This is a genomic window from Flavobacterium terrigena (genome assembly GCF_900108955.1).
GTDB lineage: Bacteria > Bacteroidota > Bacteroidia > Flavobacteriales > Flavobacteriaceae > Flavobacterium > Flavobacterium terrigena.
Map to the genome: position 1 here is coordinate 174,756 of NZ_FNYA01000007.1, position 23,208 is coordinate 197,963.

General features: G+C 33.1%; 27 protein-coding genes. 11 read left to right on the forward strand and 16 right to left on the reverse strand.

The window, feature by feature from the left end:
- The first annotated feature begins 71 nt into the window (after nucleotides 1–71).
- The 5 genes from BMX42_RS12295 (at nucleotide 72) to BMX42_RS12315 (ending at nucleotide 6,534) form a co-directional block, all read left to right on the forward strand.
- On the forward strand, nucleotides 72–1,532 hold the full coding sequence (locus tag BMX42_RS12295) for a hypothetical protein (protein ID WP_143055650.1): 1,461 nt from the start codon (nucleotides 72–74) through the stop codon (nucleotides 1,530–1,532).
- Nucleotides 1,533–1,736: 204 nt separating this feature from the next.
- Nucleotides 1,737–2,384 (forward strand): DUF4331 family protein, encoded by a 648-nt coding sequence (locus BMX42_RS12300; protein ID WP_091314766.1) that lies wholly within the window; start codon nucleotides 1,737–1,739, stop codon nucleotides 2,382–2,384.
- Nucleotides 2,385–2,405: 21 nt separating this feature from the next.
- Entirely contained in the window at nucleotides 2,406–2,954 is a 549-nt protein-coding gene (locus BMX42_RS12305) for a DUF4331 family protein (protein WP_091314770.1), read from the forward strand.
- Between the two features lie 80 nt (nucleotides 2,955–3,034).
- Nucleotides 3,035–4,327, forward strand: a complete 1,293-nt coding sequence (locus BMX42_RS12310; RefSeq protein ID WP_091314773.1) for a tetratricopeptide repeat protein — start codon at nucleotides 3,035–3,037, stop codon at nucleotides 4,325–4,327.
- Nucleotides 4,327–6,534 (forward strand): TonB-dependent receptor, encoded by a 2,208-nt coding sequence (locus tag BMX42_RS12315; protein WP_091314776.1) that lies wholly within the window; start codon nucleotides 4,327–4,329, stop codon nucleotides 6,532–6,534. The genes BMX42_RS12310 and BMX42_RS12315 overlap by 1 nt, the downstream gene beginning before the upstream one ends.
- A gap of 85 nt (nucleotides 6,535–6,619) precedes the next feature.
- Here the strand turns inward: BMX42_RS12315 and BMX42_RS12320 are convergent, their stop codons facing one another.
- From BMX42_RS12320 to fabD, 4 genes are all read right to left on the reverse strand, one after another.
- Complete coding sequence (locus tag BMX42_RS12320; protein WP_091314781.1) at nucleotides 6,620–6,874, reverse strand: hypothetical protein; 255 nt, start codon at nucleotides 6,872–6,874, stop codon at nucleotides 6,620–6,622.
- Nucleotides 6,875–6,907: 33 nt separating this feature from the next.
- Nucleotides 6,908–7,291: a DUF3037 domain-containing protein gene (locus tag BMX42_RS12325; RefSeq protein ID WP_091314784.1), complete on the reverse strand. Its 384-nt coding sequence runs from the start codon at nucleotides 7,289–7,291 to the stop codon at nucleotides 6,908–6,910.
- On the reverse strand, nucleotides 7,269–8,057 hold the full coding sequence (locus tag BMX42_RS12330; protein ID WP_091314788.1) for a HipA family kinase: 789 nt from the start codon (nucleotides 8,055–8,057) through the stop codon (nucleotides 7,269–7,271). The genes BMX42_RS12325 and BMX42_RS12330 overlap by 23 nt, the downstream gene beginning before the upstream one ends.
- A 75-nt stretch (nucleotides 8,058–8,132) precedes the next feature.
- Nucleotides 8,133–9,005 (reverse strand): ACP S-malonyltransferase, encoded by an 873-nt coding sequence (fabD, locus tag BMX42_RS12335; protein ID WP_091314792.1) that lies wholly within the window; start codon nucleotides 9,003–9,005, stop codon nucleotides 8,133–8,135.
- A 111-nt stretch (nucleotides 9,006–9,116) separates the two neighbouring features.
- Here fabD and BMX42_RS12340 point away from each other — a divergent pair, with 111 nt between their 5' ends.
- A complete protein-coding gene (locus tag BMX42_RS12340) occupies nucleotides 9,117–10,745 on the forward strand; it encodes a hypothetical protein (protein ID WP_091314796.1) in 1,629 nt (542 codons plus the stop codon).
- A 75-nt stretch (nucleotides 10,746–10,820) separates the two neighbouring features.
- Here the strand turns inward: BMX42_RS12340 and BMX42_RS12345 are convergent, their stop codons facing one another.
- The 12 genes from BMX42_RS12345 to BMX42_RS14550 all read right to left on the reverse strand — a co-directional run bounded on the left by BMX42_RS12345 (nucleotide 10,821) and on the right by BMX42_RS14550 (nucleotide 17,939).
- Nucleotides 10,821–11,351, reverse strand: a complete 531-nt coding sequence (locus tag BMX42_RS12345) for a YceI family protein (protein WP_091314799.1) — start codon at nucleotides 11,349–11,351, stop codon at nucleotides 10,821–10,823.
- Between the two features lie 139 nt (nucleotides 11,352–11,490).
- Complete coding sequence (locus BMX42_RS12350) at nucleotides 11,491–11,907, reverse strand: OsmC family protein (protein ID WP_091314803.1); 417 nt, start codon at nucleotides 11,905–11,907, stop codon at nucleotides 11,491–11,493.
- Nucleotides 11,908–12,020: 113 nt separating this feature from the next.
- Entirely contained in the window at nucleotides 12,021–12,542 is a 522-nt protein-coding gene (locus BMX42_RS12355) for an NADPH-dependent FMN reductase (protein ID WP_091314806.1), read from the reverse strand.
- Between the two features lie 93 nt (nucleotides 12,543–12,635).
- Entirely contained in the window at nucleotides 12,636–13,043 is a 408-nt protein-coding gene (locus BMX42_RS12360) for an AtaL-like protein (RefSeq protein ID WP_091314810.1), read from the reverse strand.
- Nucleotides 13,043–13,270, reverse strand: coding sequence for a (4Fe-4S)-binding protein (locus tag BMX42_RS12365; protein WP_091314814.1), 228 nt, complete (start codon nucleotides 13,268–13,270; stop codon nucleotides 13,043–13,045). The genes BMX42_RS12360 and BMX42_RS12365 overlap by 1 nt, the downstream gene beginning before the upstream one ends.
- A 2-nt stretch (nucleotides 13,271–13,272) precedes the next feature.
- Nucleotides 13,273–13,680 carry an OsmC family protein gene (locus BMX42_RS12370; protein WP_091314818.1) on the reverse strand — a complete coding sequence of 136 codons (408 nt, stop codon included), beginning with the start codon at nucleotides 13,678–13,680 and terminating at the stop codon, nucleotides 13,273–13,275.
- Between the two features lie 2 nt (nucleotides 13,681–13,682).
- Nucleotides 13,683–13,967 carry a GNAT family N-acetyltransferase gene (locus BMX42_RS12375; protein ID WP_091314821.1) on the reverse strand — a complete coding sequence of 95 codons (285 nt, stop codon included), beginning with the start codon at nucleotides 13,965–13,967 and terminating at the stop codon, nucleotides 13,683–13,685.
- Between the two features lie 103 nt (nucleotides 13,968–14,070).
- Entirely contained in the window at nucleotides 14,071–14,787 is a 717-nt protein-coding gene (locus BMX42_RS12380) for a pirin family protein (protein WP_091314824.1), read from the reverse strand.
- 121 nt (nucleotides 14,788–14,908) lie between these two features.
- A complete protein-coding gene (locus BMX42_RS12385) occupies nucleotides 14,909–16,780 on the reverse strand; it encodes a peptidase U32 family protein (protein ID WP_091314828.1) in 1,872 nt (623 codons plus the stop codon).
- A 113-nt stretch (nucleotides 16,781–16,893) separates the two neighbouring features.
- A complete protein-coding gene (locus tag BMX42_RS12390) occupies nucleotides 16,894–17,469 on the reverse strand; it encodes a Crp/Fnr family transcriptional regulator (RefSeq protein ID WP_091314831.1) in 576 nt (191 codons plus the stop codon).
- The gene (locus BMX42_RS12395; RefSeq protein WP_091314835.1) at nucleotides 17,469–17,792 is read right to left on the reverse strand and encodes a DUF6370 family protein; all 324 of its coding nucleotides are present in this window, start codon (nucleotides 17,790–17,792) and stop codon (nucleotides 17,469–17,471) included. Before BMX42_RS12395 ends, BMX42_RS12390 begins: the two co-directional genes overlap by 1 nt.
- Nucleotides 17,793–17,939, reverse strand: coding sequence for a hypothetical protein (locus BMX42_RS14550; protein ID WP_177169170.1), 147 nt, complete (start codon nucleotides 17,937–17,939; stop codon nucleotides 17,793–17,795). It abuts the gene before it with no gap.
- A 303-nt stretch (nucleotides 17,940–18,242) separates the two neighbouring features.
- Here BMX42_RS14550 and BMX42_RS12400 point away from each other — a divergent pair, with 303 nt between their 5' ends.
- The 5 genes from BMX42_RS12400 to BMX42_RS12420 form a co-directional block, all read left to right on the forward strand.
- Nucleotides 18,243–18,797 (forward strand): phage tail protein, encoded by a 555-nt coding sequence (locus BMX42_RS12400; protein ID WP_091314840.1) that lies wholly within the window; start codon nucleotides 18,243–18,245, stop codon nucleotides 18,795–18,797.
- Nucleotides 18,798–18,822: 25 nt separating this feature from the next.
- Nucleotides 18,823–19,377: a phage tail protein gene (locus BMX42_RS12405; protein WP_091314844.1), complete on the forward strand. Its 555-nt coding sequence runs from the start codon at nucleotides 18,823–18,825 to the stop codon at nucleotides 19,375–19,377.
- Nucleotides 19,378–19,429: 52 nt separating this feature from the next.
- On the forward strand, nucleotides 19,430–20,581 hold the full coding sequence (locus BMX42_RS12410; protein WP_091314848.1) for an ABC transporter substrate-binding protein: 1,152 nt from the start codon (nucleotides 19,430–19,432) through the stop codon (nucleotides 20,579–20,581).
- Between the two features lies 1 nt (nucleotide 20,582).
- Nucleotides 20,583–21,509: a methionyl-tRNA formyltransferase gene (locus tag BMX42_RS12415; protein ID WP_245748291.1), complete on the forward strand. Its 927-nt coding sequence runs from the start codon at nucleotides 20,583–20,585 to the stop codon at nucleotides 21,507–21,509.
- 41 nt (nucleotides 21,510–21,550) lie between these two features.
- The coding region (locus tag BMX42_RS12420; protein ID WP_177169171.1) for a SprB repeat-containing protein at nucleotides 21,551–23,208 on the forward strand (1,658 nt) is incomplete at its 3' end.

Here is a 23,208-nt window from a genome sequence, read left to right on the forward strand (position 1 = left end):
ACATATTTTAAAACCACGACTCTTTTTTTATCGTAAATGTGAGTAATAAATCCCTAAAAATGAAACCGGAAATGAAAAAATTATTATTATTGACTGCCTTCTTTACCATTAATTTTATAAATGCTCAAGTTGGAATTGGCACAACTATTATAGAAAATGGCGTAGAATTACAAATTGAAAGTAACAACAGAGGTTTATTGATACCGAGAGTAGTATTAACCTCAACATCAATAGCTGCGCCAGTTGGACCAACACCAATTGCAACAGGTATTTTAATTTACAACACAGCAACTGCTGGTACTGGTATAACTTCAGTAACACCAGGATTTTACTATTGGTCAGGCACCGAATGGATAGCTTTAAAAGCTACAGCAGGTCAAAACTGGAGTTTGACTGGAAATGCTGGAACTTCTCCTGGAACCCAATATTTAGGAACTTCCGATAATCAGAATTTCCAAATAAAAACAAACAACACATTAAGGATGACGGTTGAAAATGACGGTCAAGTAATTGTAGGAACTGGAACTGCACAAGCAAATACATTAACTACAATAAATGCTGGAGCAACACAAATTGGATTATTTGTAAATAGTTCCAATTCGGCAAGAACCATTCGTGCTTTAAATGCTACAAACACCATGTTTGTTATTGATGGCGGAAACTTAGATGCCAATGGCGGAAGAGGTGTTATTGGAATTAGTGCCAATTTAGCCGCAAATGCAACTTCTACTGTAATGGGTGTTCTTGGTGTTGCTGGAAGAACAACATTTACAGAATTACCTGGAGAATCAATAGGAACTTCCGGACAAGGAACAACTGGAATTTTTGCAAGAGGTGTTGGAAAAGGGACTGGAGTTGATTATAATGCAGGATATTTTGAATACGATCAAGACGATAATTTATCAACAAGCAATGGCCCATTTGCAAGAATAGCAGGTAAAGATGTTGACTATTTTACTGGTGGAACAGCTGCAAGAAGAGATGTAACATATGGTGGTTATTTTGACGCGAATACTTCAACAACAGATTTTGTTTTTGTTGGAGCTAGAAATAATGGAACTTCTTACAAAGTTTTAGGTGGTGGTTCAGTATCAACCATGGTGAAAGATGACGAAGGAAATAACAGAATTTTACACGCAACAGAAACTCCAGAAATTTTATTTGAAGATTTTGGAACTGGGAAATTAGCAAATGGTGAAGCTTATATTTCAATTGACAAACTATTGAGTAAGCACATCTACATGGATGAAAAACATCCTATGAAAGTTTTTATTCAATTAGAAGGAGATTGCAATGGTGTATTTGTAACTGAGAAAACTTTAGAAGGTTTTAAAGTTAAAGAATTAGCTAAAGGAAAATCAAATGTGGCTTTTTCATGGAATTTAGTTGCAAACAGGGCAGATGTTGTAAATAAAAACGGAAAAGTTGAATCTAAACATGTAGATGTTCGTTTTCCAATTGGTCCAAATAAATTAGATACTGAAAAACAAGTGGAGAAAAAATATGAAATTAATGAAAGAGAGTTAAAATAGTTTTGTTTTTTTTAGTTGAAATCTCGTTAGGTGCAAACTTGACGAGATTTCTTTTTAAAAATACTTTTAAATAATCTAAAGTAAGTAATTAAAAAAACATAAAGAAGCCTGTGAAAACAATACTTTTTAAAATAATTAACATTTTTTAAAACCAAGAGCAAACTTTTTCCGTAAGTGTAAGGGTAATCAATAAACATAAACAAAATGAAAAAATCAAAATTGTATGTAAGCCTTTCGTTAGTAGCGATAACAGGTTTATTATTAGTAGCGGCAGATCACATAGATTCGCCAGGTGTTTCAAACACCGGAAATGACATTACAGATGTATATGCGTTTCAAGGTTCAAACACAAACAACTTAGTATTTGTTGTAAACACACAAGGGTTACTTACTCCAGGAACAACAGGAGCTGCAACATTTAAAGAAAATGTACTTACAGAAATTAACATTGACAACAATGGTGATAATGTAGAAGACTTAGTAATTCAAGCCATTAAAAGAGGTAGCAAAATGTACTTTTTCGGACCAGTTGCTCCAGGAACTCCAGGAACAAGTAGTACGATTAAAACAGGAAACGCAGCAGGTTCTGTAGAAATTTCTCAATACGGAAGCGCAGCAATAACTTCAACTTCTGGTGGAATGAAATTTTTCGCTGGACCAAGAGACGATCCATTTTTCTTTGACTTAGGACAATACCAAGCTGTATTAGGTGGAGCATCAGGATTTAACAACCCTGGAACAGACACTTTTGCTGGAACGAATGTATTATCAACTGTAATTGAAGTTCCAAAATCGATGTTAGGATCAAGCTCTTCAATTAACGTTTGGGCTGAAACGAAACAAAAACAATAATTAATTTTAAATCGAAACAAGATGAAAATAAATGCTATAAAATTTCTGACATTATCAATCCTTACAGCTACTACATTCGTAAGTTGTAATAATGATGACACTATGACTGCTGACGAACAAACAGATTTCTCAGGAACATACGTACAAAAAGATCAAATGGGTCGTCCTGCAATAAACACTGTATTTATTGCTTCTGGTGCACCAAAAGATGCTTTCAACACAACCACTCCATCTGCAATGGGTGCAAATTATCAATCTGTATTTCAATCAAGATTATTAGCTTTAAATCCTGGTTATACAACGAATGCGTTAGGACAAACAGCAACTCAATTAACAACTTTATTAGCTACAGACGTTATAGGTGTTTCAAAAACTGGAACAACAACATTTTTTGACGGAACAAATATATTAACAGGAAGAACTTTAGCAGACGACGTTATCGATGTGGAATTATTACTAATTTTTGGAGGTCCAACAGGAGGTTCAAATACAGGTTTAACTTCTGACCACGTGGATGCAAATGATAAACCATTTTTAACTTCATTCCCATACTTAGCAACTGCTTGGTAAATTATTTTATAGCGTGCATAAGTAAAATTGTGCACGCTATTTTTCAAAAAACTAAACTAAAAAAACTACAACATACAACTATGAAACTATCTAATCTTTTAAAAATTATACTTTTTACCATTAGCCTGTCTAGTTGTAAAAACGAAAACTCAAAAATTACAAAAGCTTCAGATTATAACTATTTCTTAAATCTATCTGAAAACAATAACATACAATTAGCCAATTCTGAAATTGATTTTTGGCAAAAAAAGTATGATGCCACTCCTGAACAAACGAGTTATTTAAGTCAACTCGCTGGTTATTACACATCATTATTCGACGCCACTTTTGAAGTCAATTATTTATATAAAGCCGAAGAATTATTGTTAAAAGTAAATTCTGAATTTAACTATTCAGAAGTTGGACCCATTCGTGCTTTAGCAAAAAATTATATTACGCAACATCGTTTTAGAGAAGCTTTAATTTTAGCGAACAAAGCTTTAAAAATTGGTGAAGGTTTTAAAGAAACTCAGAAATTGCTTTTTGATGTCAATATGGAGTTAGGAAATTATACCGAAGCCAAAAACAACTTATCAAAATTTTATAATACTGAAGATTTCGATTATTTAATTCGAATGGCAAAATGGAACGATCATATTGGCGATTTACCAACTGCGATTACCTTAATGGAAAAAGCTACAAGTAAAGCAGAATTAAACGAAAACAAACATTTAAAAATTTGGGCGTATTCAAATTTAGGCGATATGTATGGTCATGCCGGAAGAATTTCGGATAGTTATACCTTTTACTTGAAAACACTTAAAGAAGATTCAAACAATTATTATGCATTAAAAGGAATTGCTTGGATTGCCTTTTCACACGAAAAAAACACCAAAGAAGCCAATCGAATTATCGATATAATTGCTAAAAAACACAATTCGCCAGATTTCAAATTATTCAAAGCTGAAATGGCAGAATTCAACAAAAACGAACAAGAAAAAAACAAATATATTCAAGAATATTTTGCCTTATTAAAAGACCGAAATTATGGTGTAATGTACAATAAATACAATGCAATTTTATTTGCCGATAATAAAAAAGATGCTGTAAAAGCATTAGAAATTGCCTTTCAAGAAATTAAAAACCGACCAACTCCAGAATCATATGATTTATTAGCATGGGCGAATTACAACTTAGGAAATACGAAAAAAGCTTTAGATATTTGTGAAAAACATATCGTAAACAAATCATTTGAACCTGAAATAAATTACCATTTAGCTGAAATTTATAAAGCCAATAAAATGACTGATAAAATCAAACCTATTAAAGAAGATTTACTATCAAGCATTTATGAATTAGGTCCAAACATGAAAGAAAAAATAGAAAAATTATAATGAAAAAAGCATTTCAAATAGTTATATTATTACTGACTACCATCGTTTTTTCTCAACAGAAAGAAGGTGTAGTTACAGATACATTGGGCAATACAATTGAAAATGCTTACGTATATAACGAAACCACTAAATCGCACGCACATACAAACGAAAACGGTCAGTTTATTTTAGATAAAACTTTTGATAATGATGTGTTAATCATCACAGCTTTGGGTTTTAAAAGGAAAACACAACTTGTAAATGGTTCTGAAAAAATAATTATTCTAACTAGTTCTTCTATTAATATTGAAGAAATTGTCATTTCGAAAAAAAACAACGCTATTTCTCAAATTATGAAGCTCGATTTACAAAATTCTCCCGTAAATTCTTCTCAAGAAATACTTCGAAAAGTGCCTGGTTTATTCATCGGACAACATGCTGGAGGTGGAAAAGCTGAACAAATATTTTTACGCGGATTTGATATTGATCACGGAACGGATATTGCACTTTCTGTAGATGGAATGCCAGTAAACATGGTTTCTCATGCTCACGGACAAGGTTATGCCGATTTGCATTTTGTGATTCCAGAAACCTTAGATAAAATTGATTTTGGCAAAGGAAGTTATTATGCCAATAAAGGCGATTTTGCTACAGCTGGTTACGTCGCTTTTAAAACAAAAGAGAAAATTGATAATAATGTGATTAGTTTAGAAGTAGGTAAATTCAATACAATAAGAACGCTTGGAATGTTCAATTTATTACCAAAAAGCAACAAACAAAGTGCTTTTATTGCCAGCGAATACATCACTTTTGACGGACCATTTATTTCGAGTCAGAATTTTAAACGACTGAATTTATTCGGGAAATTTACCAATATTTTAGAAGACAATAGTAAGTTTTCAGTAACAGCTTCACAATTTTCAAGTGAATGGACGGCATCAGGACAAATTCCGCAACGTTTAGTAGATGCTGGAATTATTTCCAGATTTGGCGCTGTTGATGATACTGAAGGCGGAAAAACATCGAGAAGTAATTTGAATGTGGAATATTACAAACCTATTTCTGAAAACTTGTTTTTTAAAGGAAATACGTTTTACAACAACTATCAATTTGAACTGTATTCGAATTTTACATTCTTTTTAGAGAACCCAATTGATGGCGATCAAATTAAGCAAAAAGAAAACCGAACTATTTATGGTTTCAATGGAGAATTCAACAAGAAAATAGTTAACTCAAAAAGCAATTATCAAGTTGGATTTGGGCTAAGAACAGATGAAACCAAAGACACAGAATTATCCAACACTAAAAACAGAACGACAACAATTAATCAATTGAAGTTGGGAAACATTAGTCAGAAAAATTATTTCAGTTATATCAATTTGGATATAGAATTGGGAAATTTCACGATTAATCCAGCTGTCCGATTCGATTATTTTCAATTTTCGTACCAAGATAAAATAATCCCTATATTTCAAATTGACAATGAAGAAAAAGTGAAAATTTCGCCTAAACTAAACTTCCTTTTTGCTCCAAACAACAAGGTTCAATATTTTCTAAAGTCTGGTTTAGGCTTTCACTCAAACGACACTCGAGTTATTGTTTCACAAACGGATAAAAAAACGTTACCAACTTCAGCTGGAGCCGATTTAGGAACGATTTTTAAACCTATGAACAACTTAATTATCAATAGTGCGTTGTGGTTTTTGCAATTAGAACAAGAATTTGTTTATGTTGGCGATGCCGGAATTGTAGAACCAAGTGGCAAAACAAAAAGAATGGGAATCGATTTTGGATTTAGATATCAACTATCAAAATTCGTTAATTTGAATTCTGATATTAATTATACGTATGCGAGAAGTACGGAAGAACCAGAAGGACAAAATTATATTCCGCTAGCGCCAGATTTAACGTCAACAGGTGGAATTAGCATTACGAATTACAAAGGGTTTTCGTCAAGTTTAAATTACAGATATTTAAAATCGAGACCAGCAAATGAAGATAATTCAATTGTAGCAAAAGGGTATTGTGTATCCGATTTCAATATGAATTACCAATACAAAAAAATAAATTACGGAATTGTGGTCGAGAACCTTTTCAACACCAAATGGAATGAAACTCAATTTGCCACCGAATCGCGATTACAAAATGAATCCCAATCTGTTGAAGAAATTCATTTTACGCCAGGAACTCCTTTCTTTATAAAAGGAAAAATTACCTATACTTTTTAAAAAATAATTATAATTGTTGATGTTGTTTTTTTTAGTTAGAAATCTCGTCTTGTTTAACAGGATGAGATTTCTTTTTACAACTAAATTATTTATTTGCAGATTCTTTCACTTTTTTAGCACCTTTTTCAATCGCTTCAGCACCTTTAGAAACAACCGTTTTAAATTTCTGCTTCACTTTTGTGGTATCAATAACTTTAGCGACTTTAGCTTTTGTTTTTTGAGCCGCCGTTTTCACCTCAGCACCAACTGCTTTACTTGCGTCTTTAACTTTAGCACGAGTTTCTTCTTTGCAAGAAATCATCGTTGCTGCTACTAAAATTGGAAATAGTAATTTTTTCATCTTAAAAATTTTATATTTTCTATATTATTTAATTTACAGAACTAATTCTGCATACAATTTTTCGAATGTCGCATCCAAATCGGAACTAAATCCAGAATGTGGTCTAGAAGTTTGAATACTAGAACTTTTTACAGCTGTTAACCATCTGAAACGCTCTTCTATTTCGAAGGTTCCAATTGGTCCTCCATCCGATTTTCCATTACAAATTTTCACAAAAGAATCCAAATTCATTTTTAGTTGTTCGATATCAAATTCGGAACAAAAAGAAGTGATTTTTTCTGTCGGAATTTGGTATTCAATTCGTAAATATTTCTGACGCTTGCATAAAAGCATCAAACCCACATTGATAAATTCTTCGCGTTCAACCTTTGGTACCACACGAATTACAGCATAATCATATAAGTGTTTTTCGTGCATCTTGAGCTTCTTTTAAAAATATTTCTGAGTTCGATAATCTTATAGATAAAAATTGAAAATAAACCTCTTTAATTTCATCTGGAGTTATTGCACCATCATCCCAAAGTAACCAATCTTCTGGAATTCCATTGACAATTTCTCTTAAAATCGTATCGTTTAATTTTGAAGTAAATTCTTGATGCGCTTCTTCTAAAAGACTAGCTTTTGGTAACAAAACGTGATCTTTTATTAAAGCAAATGGAGTAATTGCATTCTTTCCCCAATTGGTCCAAGAATGATGAAAATAGAAACTGGCGCCGTTATCAATCAGCCATAATTCTTTCTTCCAAATTAACAAATTGGTGTTTTTAAATGTTCTATCCACATTCGTAATAAAAGCATCAAACCAAACAATTTTAGAAGCCAGCAAAGGTTCGCAATCATTCACCGCCGCATCATACGTAATAGAACCTGACAAATAATGCAAGCCTAAATTTAAACCTTGACTAAACTTTAATAAATCCTGAATTTCTTCATCGCCTTCTGTTCTTCCAAAAGCTTCATCTAAATTGGCAAAAACCAATTCTGGAATTGGTAAACCTAAAAATTTTGCAATTTGTCCGCCTAAAAATTCTGAAATCAAAGCTTTTACTCCGTGACCAGCGCCTCGAAATTTTAAAACATATTTAAAATCGTCATCAGCTTCCGCCAAAGCAGGTAAAGAACCACCTTCGCGAAGTGGCGTAATATATCGAGTAACGTTTACAGTTCGTAAGTCTAAATTCATAGAAAGGAATTCTTTTACCAAAGATAGCAAAAAAAAACTCCGATAAATTATCGGAGTTTTTATAAAATTGTATTGTTATGCTGAAATCGTTTCGACTTCTTTATTGATTTTATTTACCAATCCGACCAACACTTTTCCTGGTCCAACTTCTGTAAAACTGGTAGCACCGTCAGCAATCATTTGATTTACCGATTGTGTCCATTTTACTGGAGCTGTTAATTGAATAATTAAGTTTTTCTTAATCTCATTCGCATCAGAAACTGCACTTGCCGTTACATTTTGGTAAACTGGGCAAATTGGTTGAGAAAAAGTTGTTGCTTCAATTGCAGCCGCTAATTCTTCACGAGCTGGTTCCATCATTGGCGAGTGAAATGCGCCACCAACTGGTAAAATTAAAGCACGTTTTGCTCCAGCTTCTTTCATTTTTTCACAAGCTAATTCTACGGCTTTGTATTCTCCTGAAATTACTAATTGTCCAGGACAGTTGTAATTTGCAGCAACTACTACTCCATCAATTGAAGCGCAAATATCTTCTACAATTTTATCTTCTAAATTTAAAACCGCAGCCATAGTTGAAGGCGTAATTTCACAAGCTTTTTGCATCGCTAAAGCCCTTTTAGAAACTAATAACAAAGCATCTTCAAAAGATAAAGCACCATTTGCTACTAAAGCAGAAAATTCTCCTAATGAATGTCCGGCTACCATTTCTGGATTGAAATTGTCTAAAGTTTTTGCTAAAATTACTGAATGTAAAAAAACCGCTGGTTGTGTAACTTTCGTTTCTTTTAATTCTTCGGCAGTTCCTTCAAACATAATATCTGTAATTCGGAAACCTAAAATTTCGTTTGCTTTTTCGAACATTTCTTTAGCTAATGCTGAATTTTCGTATAAATCTTTACCCATTCCGGTAAATTGTGCGCCTTGTCCAGGAAAAACGTATGCTTTCATATTATTTTGTTTCAAGATTATTGTTTCAATTTTAAAAAACAAAAGTACTTATTTTGTAACAATCTCATCAAATTAATGACTAATAATTTACAAAAACTAAACTATTTTTAAATGAAAAAACTATTACCAATACTACTTGTTATAATCATAACAGTATTCTTTTTTTATGTTTCATTACCAGTTTTAAGTTATGGATTTTCGGGCATAACTGTTTTACTTCTTATTATTGCCGCTTTATTGTTTTTCTCTTTTTCTAAATTTACGATTAGTTCTGACGGAAAAAGTTATAAACCAGTAGCTGTTTTCTGGAAAATTCCAGCGATATTAATTTTCGTGGCGATATTATACGCATTTGTATTACCTTTTTTTACTTCAAGTCCGATTTTTAGAAATCAAGATTATAGAAATTTAATTGGAAAAGTAAAAGATGGCGATAAATTAACTAATCACATTGCACCAATTTCTATGCATGAAATCAGGGTAGTTGATGAAGATTTGGCTCATTTATTAGGTGAAAAAATATTAGGTTCGCAACCTGCATTGGGAAGTCAGGCAGAATTGGGTGAGTTTTTCATTCAGAAAGTTAATGGTAAATTATATTGGATCGCACCTTTAGTACATTCTGGTTTCTTCAAATGGTTAAACAATTCTGAAGGAACTACAGGTTATGTAATGGTTTCTGCAACAAATGAACGAGATGTGAAATTGGTTCAAGAAGTAAACGGAAAACCAATTCGTTTAAAATATCAAGATGAAGCCTATTTCCAAAGTGATACGCGTAGATATTTATATTTCAACGGATACAGCACAGTTGGTTTAGCCGATTTTACTTTCGAAATTGATGAAAAAGGAACACCTTTTTGGGTAGCGACTAAATACAAAAAAGAAATTGGTTTTTCTGGAAATGATGCGACTGGCGTTGTAGTTTTAAATGCGCAAACTGGTGACATTACAGAATATGATATTAAAAACACACCAACTTGGGTGGACAGAATTCAACCGATTTCATTCATTAAAGAGCAATTGAGCGATTGGGGTGAATATGTAAACGGATATTGGAATTTCTCCAATCAAAATAAACTTCAAATTACAGAAGATTTGACTTTAGTGTACGGAAATGATAATAAATCGTATTGGTATACTGGAATTACTTCTGTTGGAAAAGACGAATCGGCAGTTGGATTTGTTTTGGTAGATACTAGAACAAAAGAAACTACTTTCTACAAACAAAGTGGTGCTACAGAATTTGCGGCACAAAGCTCGGCACAAGGAAAAGTCCAAGAAAAAGGTTTTGTGGCTTCGTTGCCAATTCCCTACAACATTAACAACATTCCAACTTACGTAATGACATTAAAAGACAATGGTGGATTGGTAAAAATGTATGCGATGGTTTCGATTGCAGATTATACGATTGTTGGAACTGGAAATACGATGCGTGAAGCTTTAACAGCTTACAAAACCGCTTTTAATTCTTCAGGAAATAAAATAAATGCAGATAGTAAGTCGGCAAAAAAAGTAATTGAATCAACTGTGGTAAGAATTCAAACGGATGTGAAAAACGGAAACAGTTTTTATTATTTCACTGTGAAAGATTATCCAAGTATTTTTGTGGGTTCATCACAAATATCAAACCAATTGCCAATTACAGTTGTTGGTGACAATGTAAAAATCTCTTTCGATTTAGATAATGAAGAAATTATTGATGTTTCGACATTTGAAAATGTGAGCTTGAAGAAATAACAGATTATTTTTCATACAAATAAAAAACCCTGAACTTAAAAAATTCAGGGTTTTTATCTTTTATATTACAATCAATTATTGTTTTAAAAGCTGTAATTCGATGTTTAATTTCACTTCTTCACCTACTAAAACTCCGCCTGTTTCCAAAGCCGAATTCCAGTTTAAACCCCAATCTTTACGATTAATTTTTCCTTCGATATTTAATCCAACTTTTGTATTTCCCCAAGGATCTTTCATTAATCCACTGAATTCAGTTGCCAATTTTACTGGTTTAGTCACACCGTGAATTGTTAAATCTCCAGCTAATTCATAATTTTCATCATCAATATTTGTAAAAGAAGAAGAAACGAAAGTTAATTTTGGATGGTTTTCGGCATCAAAAAAGTCGGCACTTTTTAAATGATTATCTCTATCCGAATTGTTCGTATTTATCGAATCGATATTTGCAGAAAATTCAATTGAAGATTTTGTAAAATCATCTTCTTCTGCTGAAATTGTTGCATCGTATGTTCCGAATTTACCTGAAACATTTGTAAACATCATGTGTTTTACTTTAAAACCAATTTCTGAATGTGTTGGGTCAATTGCCCATTTAGTTGTTGCCATAATTTTATTTTTAAATATTATCTTATTATTATTTCAATTTGATAGTACAAAGATAGTATCAGTGAAATGATGCAACACTTAACCTAGATTAAGAAATAAAAAAAGGGAAGTTTCTAAATCAGAACTTCCCTTTTTTGTTTTATACTAAATTCGCTTGAAGCGTAATTTCAGTATTTAATAATTTTGAAATCGGACAAATTTCTTTTGCTTTTTGAGCAATTGCTTGAAACTCGGTGTCTGAGATATTTGGTACTTTTGCATTCAATTCTAAATGAATTAAAGTGATTGTTCCATCTTGAAAAGTAACTTTAGCTGTTGTGTCTAAATCATCTGGTACAAACCCCGCATCAGTTAGTAAAAAACTTAATTGCATCGTAAAACAACCTGAATGTGCGGCTGCTATTAATTCTTCTGGATTCGTTCCTACACCTTCTTCAAAACGAGTTTTGAAAGATAAATTTGCATTATTTAATGTTGTACTTTGAGTCGTAATTAACCCTTTTCCTTCCATTCCGGAACCTTTCCAATTTGCGTTTGCAGTTCTTGTAAATTTCATATGTAGATATTTATTGTTTTTTTATTTGTCATATGGTATCGCTTATCTTCATTGGTGTTTGTTTTCAACAAACTTGTTGTTAATGGCGATTTCATAATTTAATTTTTTAGTAGTTATATTGATTTTATAATTTCTAATAATTGATTTTTCAACTCATCATTTGTAATTCCTTTTTCGGAATCAAAATTATCGTTAAAACTTGGCAGAGAAAAACTACCTTTTACAATTCCGCCTTGAAACGGAAATCTTTTGGTAGCAATATCCAAAACAGAACTTCCACCGCGAGCTCCAGGAGAAGTCGCTAATAATAACATCTCTTTTTCCTGAAACGTTTTCGCATTGATTCTTGACGCCCAATCTAAAACATTTTTGAAAGCTGTAGAGAAATTTCCGTTGTGTTCTGCAAACGAAATCACAATTAAATCGGCACTTCCTAGTTTCTCATAGAAATCGGTTGCCAAAGCATGAATTCCGTGTTCTTTTTGTTTATCCACAGAAAAAACGGGCATTTCATAATCGTTTAAATCTAAAACTTCCACAGAAGCATTTTCAAATTGATTGGCAGCATACGTTACCAATTGTTTGTTTATGGATGTCTTACTTGACGAACCAGCAAAGGCGATGATTTTTTTCATATGTTTAAATTTTATTTTTAAGCGGTAACATATGCAATCGCATTTTGGTTATAGGTGTTTGCTCACACAAACTTTTTGTTATTAGCGATTTCATTAGTTATTTTCTATAAAAGTTTTAGTTTTTAATACGGCGTTTTTCACCATTTCTGAATTATCAAATTCAAATTGTGTTGTTTTATCTTTCCAGTTGATGGTAAACGTCATTTCTGTTTCATTTTCAGAAATAAACTTGATATCATTATCTACATAACCTTCAAATTTCGGATGTTCTAACAACAGAAATCTTACTTTATACGGCACAAAAGTGATTTTCTCAACCAAAGTTGTAGCATTTTCTGGCGTTGTAATTGTCATTTTTCGGTTTACAAAATCTTCATTTTTCTCCAAAATAATTACATCACTTACACCTGGAACAAAGTTTTCTGGCTTTTCAATTTTAAGAATTAAATGTTGCCAAACTTTCTCCAAAGAAGCCTTTACAATTGTTGAATATTCTACCATTATTTACTATTCATATAAAATGATAAAGCACCAGACGGACACTTATTTACAGTTTCAATAATTTTTTCCGTAGTAGAATTATTTGGTGTAATCCATGGCTGTTCTTTTGGTTTAAAAACATCAGGATTATTTCTCACGCAATTTCCAGAATGTATACACTTTCCAGATTGCCATACAATGGTCACTTCTCCATTTGTATATTCTTTTTTAATGTCTTTCGGGTCCATAATTAAATAGTTGTATTAATTAAAACAGTGTTTTTTAAAATTTTAGAAACAGGACATTTTTCAGCAATGATTAATAACCTGTTTTTGATATCTTCTTCAATTTCGTTTGAAAAAGTAATCGTTCTTGAAATAGTAGTAGTTAATTCAGGGTTATTTTCTTGAGCTAAATTTAAAGAAATGTTTATTTCTGGAATATCCCAGCCTTTTCTATCGATATACATTCTTAAAGTCGACAATGTACAACCTGCCAATGATGCCAAAAGCGTTGTATAGGGATCTGGACCCAAGTCTTTTCCTTCAATACTTTCGGGTTCATCCATTACAAATGTTCCGTTACGCCAAGAAATGGTACACAAATATTTCTGTGTACCAATTTTCCCAGTTATGTTATTTTCTAAAAGATTTTCCATAGTTATAAAACGTCTCTAAATTCTGGAGTTTTATCGAAAACACTTTTCGCAAACGGACAAAGTGGAATAATTTTAATTCCTTTTTCTCTGGCAAATTCTACGGCTTTCGCAACCATTTTCTTTCCAAAACCTTTTCCGTTATTTCCTGGATTGACTTCTGTATGATCAATAATTATTTTATCATCGCCAGCAAAAACGAATGTCATTAATGCTTCTTGTTTTCCGTCAATTTCAATGTAAAAAGCTCCGTTTTTATCATTAATTTTTAGTTGTACTTCTTCTGTCATTTTTAAGTTTTTTTACTTCAACATTCGTTATTCATAATTGAATATTCAACATTTTTAAACTTGGAATATTCAACTTGGAATTTTGAATGTTGAAATTATGAATTTAATGTTCCATTGGAATTTCCATTAATAAAAATTTCGCATCAGAAGTCGCTTTTATATCTAGCGTTTCAAAATCTGTAATTCCTAAACCATCACGCGTTTCTAATTCTTGTCCGTCAACGGTGATTGTTCCAGAAATTACGAAAACATACATTCCGTTTCCTTCTTTTTTCAATTCGTAAGTTTTAGAAAAATCTTTGTCGAAATCCGCTAAATGAAACCAAGCATCTTGATGAATCCAAACTCCAGCATCATCTGCATTTGGAGATAAAATTTGCGCGAAATTATTTTTTTGTTCTGTTGCGTCTAAAGTAATTTGTTGGTAACGAGGTGTTACATTTCTAGTTTTTGGGAACAACCAAATTTGGAATAATTTTGTTTGTAAATCAGCATTTGGATTGAACTCACTGTGTTGAATTCCGGTTCCCGCACTCATCACTTGCACATCGCCAGTTTTGATTGTCGCAGAATTTCCCATACTGTCTTTATGTGCCAAATCACCTTCCAAAGGAATTGTGATAATTTCCATATTATCGTGTGGATGCGTTCCGAAACCCATTCCAGCCGCAACAGTATCGTCATTTAAAACACGTAATGTTCCAAACTGTACTCTTTCTGGATTGTACCAACTTGCGAAACTGAAACTATGGTATGCGTTTAACCAACCATGATTCGCATGACCTCTTGTATTTGCTTTGTGTAAAACTGTATTTTTCATAATATATAAATTTAGTGATTATTATGATACAAATTTACAATCGAGTGTAGGAAAAATCTCTTAATCTAGATTAAGAAATAAAAAACCGATGTCTTTTTAGCAAAGCATCGGTTTTTATTATTTAATGAATGTGATCTTCTTCAATTTCAAATTCGGCATCTTTCTCCCAAATTTCCATTTCGCAAGGTTTGCAATTGAATTTTAGTTTGTATTCCAATTCACCTTGTTTTAGTACTAATGGTTCTTTTAGTTTTTTGTCCATGTTTTCACGATGGTATTTCGGACAACGTTCTAATTCGTATTTGATACAATATTTAGTTGTCATTACTCGAGATTTTCCTGGATCCCATTGTAATTCGAAAGCTTTTTCAATTTCAGTTACACCATGACGTTCGTAAAATTTACGAGCCGTTTTGTTGGCTACATTGTACATGAAATCCAGTTTCGTTTCTGGATAAGGATGCGATGTTTTCACCATTTGGTGTTCTTTACGAACATAATTATTCAAACGGATTTCTGATAATTGTTCGAAAACGGTTCTACGCATTTCGTTAATTTTCGAAATAGGTAAAAACCAATTTTCAAAAAACTCAATCGTAATTTCATCCGCTGTATAAGGTGTAAAACCTGTTTTTGCTAAGTTTACTTTGAAGTTTTCTGCTATAGATTCGTTATTTTTTGTTTGTTCTTTTGGATGCACTAAATTTACTGAACTTACATTTCCATCTTCATCTGTAGCGATTAATTCGAAACCAGTTTCGTTTTCTTTTAATAATAAAGTTGTACTGATTTTTCTTACCGCACTATCTTCTCTTTCAACAATTTTAATGAAAGCGGCATCGTTATTTCTGTATATGAAAGTTCCGTCTGCAATTTCTTTTAAAACATTTGGATATACGATTCCGTTCTCCGCCTTGTTCACGTAAATTCCTTCCGCTTCATTTTCAGAATTAATAAAACAAAGTCCGTCACCATTATTTAGCAACTCACCATTTTCAATATGGTAGGAGTTCCCAACCGTTTTGATTAGTTTTCCAATATATTGTCCTTTCGATTTTGGACTTTCCCAAGAACCAATTGCTTGATGTCTTTCATTAACGAAATAATCTGTGTAACCACGATTAAAACTTCTATCTAAAGAAGAATCAAAAGCATAAGTACATGTTCCTGAAGAAGCTTTTTTGTATTTTTCAGGATTTTCTGCTAAGAAAGCATCTAATTTCTGACGTAAATACGAAACATTATTTTTAACGTAAACGATATCTTTTAAACGTCCTTCAATTTTGAATGAAACAATTCCAGCTTCCACTAAATTTGGAATTTGGTTCGAAACATCGAAATCTTTGATAGAAAGTAAGTGACTGTTTTTGATTAACGTTTCTCCATTTCCATCAATTAAATTGTAAGGTAAACGACAGTTTTGTGCACATGATCCACGATTTGCTGAACGTTCTCCATTCGCCACACTCATATAACAGTTTCCACTAAACGAAACACATAAAGCGCCCGTTACGAAGAATTCTAACTCAACATCTGAAGCTTCGCTGATTTCTTTAATTTGGTGTAAATTTAATTCACGAGCTAAAACCACACGTTTCATTCCAGCATCTGCTAAGAATTTAATTTTATCCGCATCACGATTGTTAGCTTGCGTACTTGCGTGTAAAACGATTGGAGGCAATTCCATTTCCATAATGGCCATGTCTTGAATAATCAAGGCATCCACACCAATATGATACAATTTCCAAATCATTTGACGACATGATTCTAGTTCATTATCATACAAAATCGTATTAATAACCACAAAAACCTGAGCGTTAAATAAATGTGCATATTTTACCAATTCGGCAACATCTTCAATAGAATTGGTGGCATTAGATCTTGCTCCATATAAAGGCGCACCAATATAAACGGCATCTGCACCAGCATTAATAGCTGCAATTCCTTGTATTAAATCTTTTGCCGGAGCTAAAATTTCAATCTTCTTCTTCATTTTTAAAACTTTAATCCTTCGGATATTACCGAAAAAAGTATGCAAAGTTCTTATAAAAAATCCAAGATTTCTAATTCTGACTCATTTTTTTGAATCTAGATTATGATTTAAAGCTATTTTCGCAACATTTTGCTTTTCATTTTACTGAAAAACTCTGGCGTAACTCCAATATAAGATGCTATGTTTTTTTGAGAAATTTTTTGAATAAGCGTTGGGTATTTTGTGCAGAATTTTTCAAAACGTTCTTCAGCAGTTAAGCTAAGATTATCCATTAATCTTTCTTGGTGAGAAACCAATGAATTTTCGGCTAAGATTCTGAAAAATCGTTCTAGTTTTGGAATTTGAAGATATAATTCTTGCTGATTTTCTTTGGTAATTATGACTACTTCTGCATCTTCTAAAACTTCGATAAAAAGATTTCCTGGTTTTTGAGAAATAAAACTATACATGTCACCAATCCACCAGCCTTCGCAAGCAAAATGCAAAACATGTTCTATGATATTATCGTTGATAGTAAAACTTCGTAAAATTCCAGAATTGACAAAATATGTCGAATTCGCAATTTCGCCAGGACTTAATAAAATCGTTTTTGCTTTATAGGATTTGAATTCAATTTTAGACAAGAAAAGCTTTTCTTCATCTGAAGTTAAGCTAACATGTTTTGCAATATTTTGAAGAATTGAAGTCATTACTTCTTATCAGTTGGAAGTAATTTAAAATAAGTAACCACAAATTTATTGTCTTTGATTTCACCAACAACTTCTGCTTTTCTAATAGCAGAACAAAATCCGTCATTAGCATGTGCATCGCCGTGATCGTCAATAGTTGTTCCTTCCACAAAATATGGTTTTCCGTCAATTCGAACGGCTAAATCACAACCTTTTTTGTCGGTCATCGCAAACTTACATTGTCCGCAAGACACTTCAACTACTTTTATATCGTCCTTTTTATTTTCTTGCGCAAAAGTGCTGCAAAAAAATAAAAAAGCGACTATTGAAAACAATTTCTGCATTTATGAAACTTGTATTTTATTTATTTCTGAATTCACAGGTGTTTGTACTTTTATTTCACATCTTCTGTATGGACCACAACCTAATCTTCTCGGCCCACAAGAAGCTAAAAACAAACAACCAAAAGCAAGTAATACTATTTTTTTCATATTAAAATAAATTTTAAAGCACTAAAATAGTACTTTTTTAGTCAACTAAGTGTTTTATGACAATAATTCTCCGTTTCATAACATTTTAATCCTACAGAAATGGCATTTAGAATATTTTTGAGTAAATAAATTTTAATGCAAAATTGTTATTCCAAAAAATATCTGTTTTTGTTATGATTATTGATATTTACTTATCCCAAAAAAAAGAAATATTATTTTTTGAATCATGCTTTAATAAATAGATGTTGAATTCACATTGTATTTTCTATTATATAAATAATTAACCAAAAAAATTCAAAAATTATGTCAACAGAACCATTCATTGGAGAGATTAAAATTTTCGGTTTTAACTTCGCTCCTCAAAGCTACCAATTATGTAGCGGTCAAATACTACCAATTGCACAAAACGCTGCTTTATTTTCTCTTTTAGGAACAACATACGGCGGTAATGGTCAATCTACTTTTGCGCTACCAGATTTAAGAGGACGAATGCCAATAGGACAAGGACAAGGGCCTGGACTACCTAATTATGCAATGGGTCAAGTTAGCGGAACAACAAATGTTACTTTAACTACAGCTAATTTGCCAGCACATACACACCCTGGCGCAGGACTTTCAATAAACATTCCAGTTTCTACAGGAGGACCAGATACTGCATCTCCAGAAGGAGCATTTCTTGCAGATACTGGTGTAGAAATATTTTCAAGTTTATCTACAGCTGGTAAGAATTACGGAGCGTCAACTGTTTCAGGAAACACAGGAATTACTGGGTCTTCTATGCCAGTTTCGATAATGAATCCTTATTTAGTTATCAATTATTCAATTGCTACACAAGGAATTTTTCCAAGCAGACCTTAACAGCCTAACTTTAAAAATCTAAATTATGTCTACGGAACCATTTATAGGCGAAATAAAAATACTAGGTTTTAATTTCGCCCCACTAGGATATCTAACTTGTCAAGGGCAACTTATGAGTATTGCACAAAACACCGCATTGTTCGCACTAATAGGTACTTATTATGGCGGCGACGGGCAATCTACATTTGCATTACCTGATTTACAAGGAAGAGCTCCTGTTGGTCAAGGCCAAGGAATTGGTCTTCCATCATATTTAATCGGTGAAGAAGCAGGAAGCACAAGTGCTTCTCTATCAACAGCGAGTCTACCAGCACATACTCATCCTGGCGCGGGTATTTCAGTAAATATTCCCGTTTCAACTGGAGGTTCGGATATTGCTTCTCCAGAAGGAGCATTTCTTTGTGACCGAGGTGTAGAAGTATATTCTTCTATTGCTACAGCAAGTAAAAACTATGGGACTCCAACTGTTTCAGGAAACACGGGAATTACTGGTTCATCAAATCCTTTTGGCATAATGAACCCTTATTTAACCATCAATTATTCCATTGCCACAGAAGGAATATTCCCAAGTAGAAGTTAATTAAAAGGAAGTTTTCATATTGAAAATTTCCTTTTTTGATATTTAAAAAAATATGCAAACAATAGGAATTTTATTAGCTAGATCGACATATTATCAAACCATTGGATTTGATTTATATGAAGGCCTTCGCTCAGGATTAAAACATTTAGGAAGAAATGACATTAAAATAGTTACAGAAAACATAGGTTTTGGAGCTGACAAACAGCAATGTTATCGCAGCGCAGAAAAACTTTTGCTTGAAGAAGATGCTTCTGTGGTAATTGCATACATAGGACATCGCATGGCGCAATTGCTTCGACCGCTTTTTCTTGCTGCAAATAAAATGTTAATTGTTTTAGATGCTGGCGCCAATTTGCCACAAGAATGGTCCGCTTGTCCAAATATTTTCTATCATTCTCTTCATAACTCTTTAGGCGCTTCACTAGCAGCAAAACAGGCTACAAATGACGGCTATACCTCTGCCGGTATGGTAACTGGTTATTATGACGGCGGTTATTTACACACCTATAGTATCTCAAAAAGTTTTGAAGAAACAGGTGGAACCATTTCTTTTAATCATGCCACAGGATATAAAACAGAAGACTTTACAATTGAGCCTTTAAAAAACCACTTAGAAGAATTTCCGAATAGTGCCTTATTAAGCCTATTTAGTGGTGATTTTGTACAATGGTACTTTAAAGGAATTAAAAATTCATTTGAAGAACAAAATCTTCCAGTTTATTTACCTCCTTTTGGTTTTGAAGAAATGATGTTATCTGATACAGAATATCCTAGCAACAATATAAAAGGAATTGCGGCATGGTCTAAAAAAATAAATTCTGTAGAGAACAAAATTTTTCTTGAAACGATTACAAATACAGGCAGAATACCTAATCTGTTTTCGTTATTAAGTTGGGAAAGTGCTGCTATTACTTTGAAGATAATTGAATTAATTGACGAACATAAAAATAATATATCACTAATAGCAGTTGGTTTGCAATCGTTTGCATTTGAAGGGCCAAGAGGGAGGATTTATTTTGATTCTAAAACCAATACTTCAATTGCTCCTTTGTATAATGCCTCTATAATTGCAACAAATGAAGGTAAATGTGAAGTGCAAATAGAAAGTGAAGCAACTGGTGTATTTGAACATTTTGAAAAACTAACCACTCAAGAACTGAATAATTCAACATCTGCTTGGTATAACAGTTATGCCTGTATTTAACATGGATACAACTAAAAAAATATTGGTTTTGTGTGGCGGAAAATTCGCTTTTCCTGCATTGCAATTGCTTGCATATGAAAAATTCATATGTGGAATTGGCATCGGCAAAGGCAGCGATACAATTATTGAAGCTTTGGAAAGAGAATCAAAAGATAGTAACATTGGTTTTAAATCTTTTTGTAATAAAAAAAGCATGTTAGAAATGAGAGCTTGGATTGATGATTTACAGCCTGATTATATATTTTGTATCTCCTTTCCATTTTTACTTCCAGAAACTATTTTGTCTTATGGTCATGATAAATTTATCAATTTTCACCCAGGCCCATTACCTCAATATCGTGGTGTAATGCCCATTTTTGAAGTCTTGAAAAATCAGGAAACTGAAACCGCTATCTGTGCTCATTTTATGAATTCGAAATTTGATGAAGGCAATATCATCTTTAATGATCCAATTGCTATTCAAAAAGGAGATACTTATGGAAAGCTAACTGTAAAACTTAGTGAACGTATGGCGCAAGTAACTCTAAACATGGCCAATATGTTACAATTTGCCAGTAGTATCCCAAATCAGCCGCAGGATGAAACCATATCCTGTTATTATGAAAAACCACAATTATCGGACACCTATATTAATTGGAAACGAATGGATGCGGATGAGATTATCGCACTGATTAATGCCTGCAATCCTTGGAATATTGGTGCAGATGCTACATTATTTGGGGAACAAATTAAAATAATTGTAGCTTCTCTATTGCATGAACCTCATGAAAACCAACCTGGAACAATCGTATCCCTAAATGATACCATAAATATAGCTTGTGAAGATAACATGCAAATTGCAATTGAAATACTCAGTACTGATAAAGGCATTATGACAGCTGCACAATTTGCATTGTTATACCCAGTGCCTACAAGTACACTTAATTAATATTCTGCAAACAATAATTTTAATTTTAAAACAATGCGATTATGAAAAAAAATTTTACTTTAACTTTTGCCTTGCTCCTTTGCTTCTTTTGGATAGGAGGAAATGCACAAACGCAATTTTGGAGCGACACCTTTGATGCCTCTCCAACAAGTGGCATAAGAACTCCAGAAGAAAATGGAGGTGTTGGAGGTCCACCAAATACCAGTTATTTCAGACTAACAGATGGCTCAACAGTTTCTCAAAATGTCACATTTACTGGCAAGCAAGGAACGAATTACTGGGCTGGTGAAGATCACAATGCGGCAGGAACTGGTTTTACCTCCAGTGGCGCTGAAGGTGCAATAACTAATAGTCCTCTTAATGAACTTTCAATTAACTGGACTGGTATTAATATTTCAGGAAAAACTGGACTAAGTTTCAGAGGTCTTTTTGCAGCTAACAGTACCAATGAACCATGGGACAACGTAAATGCTTGTCTTAGTGGTGCTGGAACAACAAACACTGATTATATTACCGTACAATACCGCATTGACGCAGGTGCTTATGTTGATTTGATTCGTTTTTTTAATAAAGGAAGTGCTACTAATGGTATGCACAAATACCTGTTTGAAGATACAGACGGAAACGGATGTGGTGACGGGACACAATTAACAAATGTTTTTGGAGAATTTATTAAAACAATTTCAGGAACAGGTACCACACTAGATATTAGAATAAATGTTTATTCTGAAGGAAACAACGAAGAATGGGCTATTGACAACTTCCGTTTGTTTGAAACACCAACTTGTACTGCTCCAACTATTACTGGAAACCCACCTAATAGAACTATTTGTGCTGGTAATAATACTACTTTTCCAAGTAATGCAACTGGAGCAACTGGTTTTCAATGGCAGGTAAATACAGGTAGTGGATTTACAGATTTAACAAATGTTGCACCTTATTCAAATGTTACAACCAATACATTGACAGTTACGGGTGCAACAGCCGGTATGAGTGGATATTTATACAGATGTGTTGCTTATAATGCAACGCTTGCTTGTTTTACTAACACAAATCAAGCAACATTAACTGTTTCATCTATCAGTACTGCAACAGGATCACAAACAAATGTGTCTTGTTTTGGTGGTTCTAATGGTACAGCAACAGTAATACCTTCTGGTGGAATTGCACCATATTCATATTCTTGGTCGCCATCAGGTGGAACTGGTACAACAGCATCAGGTCTAGCTGCTGGATCATACACCGTAACAGTAACAGACAACATAGGATGTACAGCAACTCGTAATTATACAATTACTCAACCGCCAACACTAAACGGATCAACCGTTGTAACCAATGTTGCTTGTAACGGCGGAAATACAGGAGCAATTAACCTTACACCTTTTGGGGGAACTCCTGGCTATACTTTTAACTGGGGTGGTGGTATAACTACCGAAGACAGAACAGGACTTGCTGCTGGAACATACTCAGTTATCATTACTGATGCGAATGGATGTACGAGAACTGTATCTGGAATTACAGTCACTCAACCAACAGCAGTAAGCGGAACAACCGTTGTTACTAATATTGCCTGTTTTGGTGGAAATACAGGAGCAATTAACCTTACTCCAACTGGTGGAACAGGTCCTTATACTTTTAACTGGGGCGGAGGAATTACAACTGAAGACCGAACTGGATTAGCAGCGGGTACATATTCTGT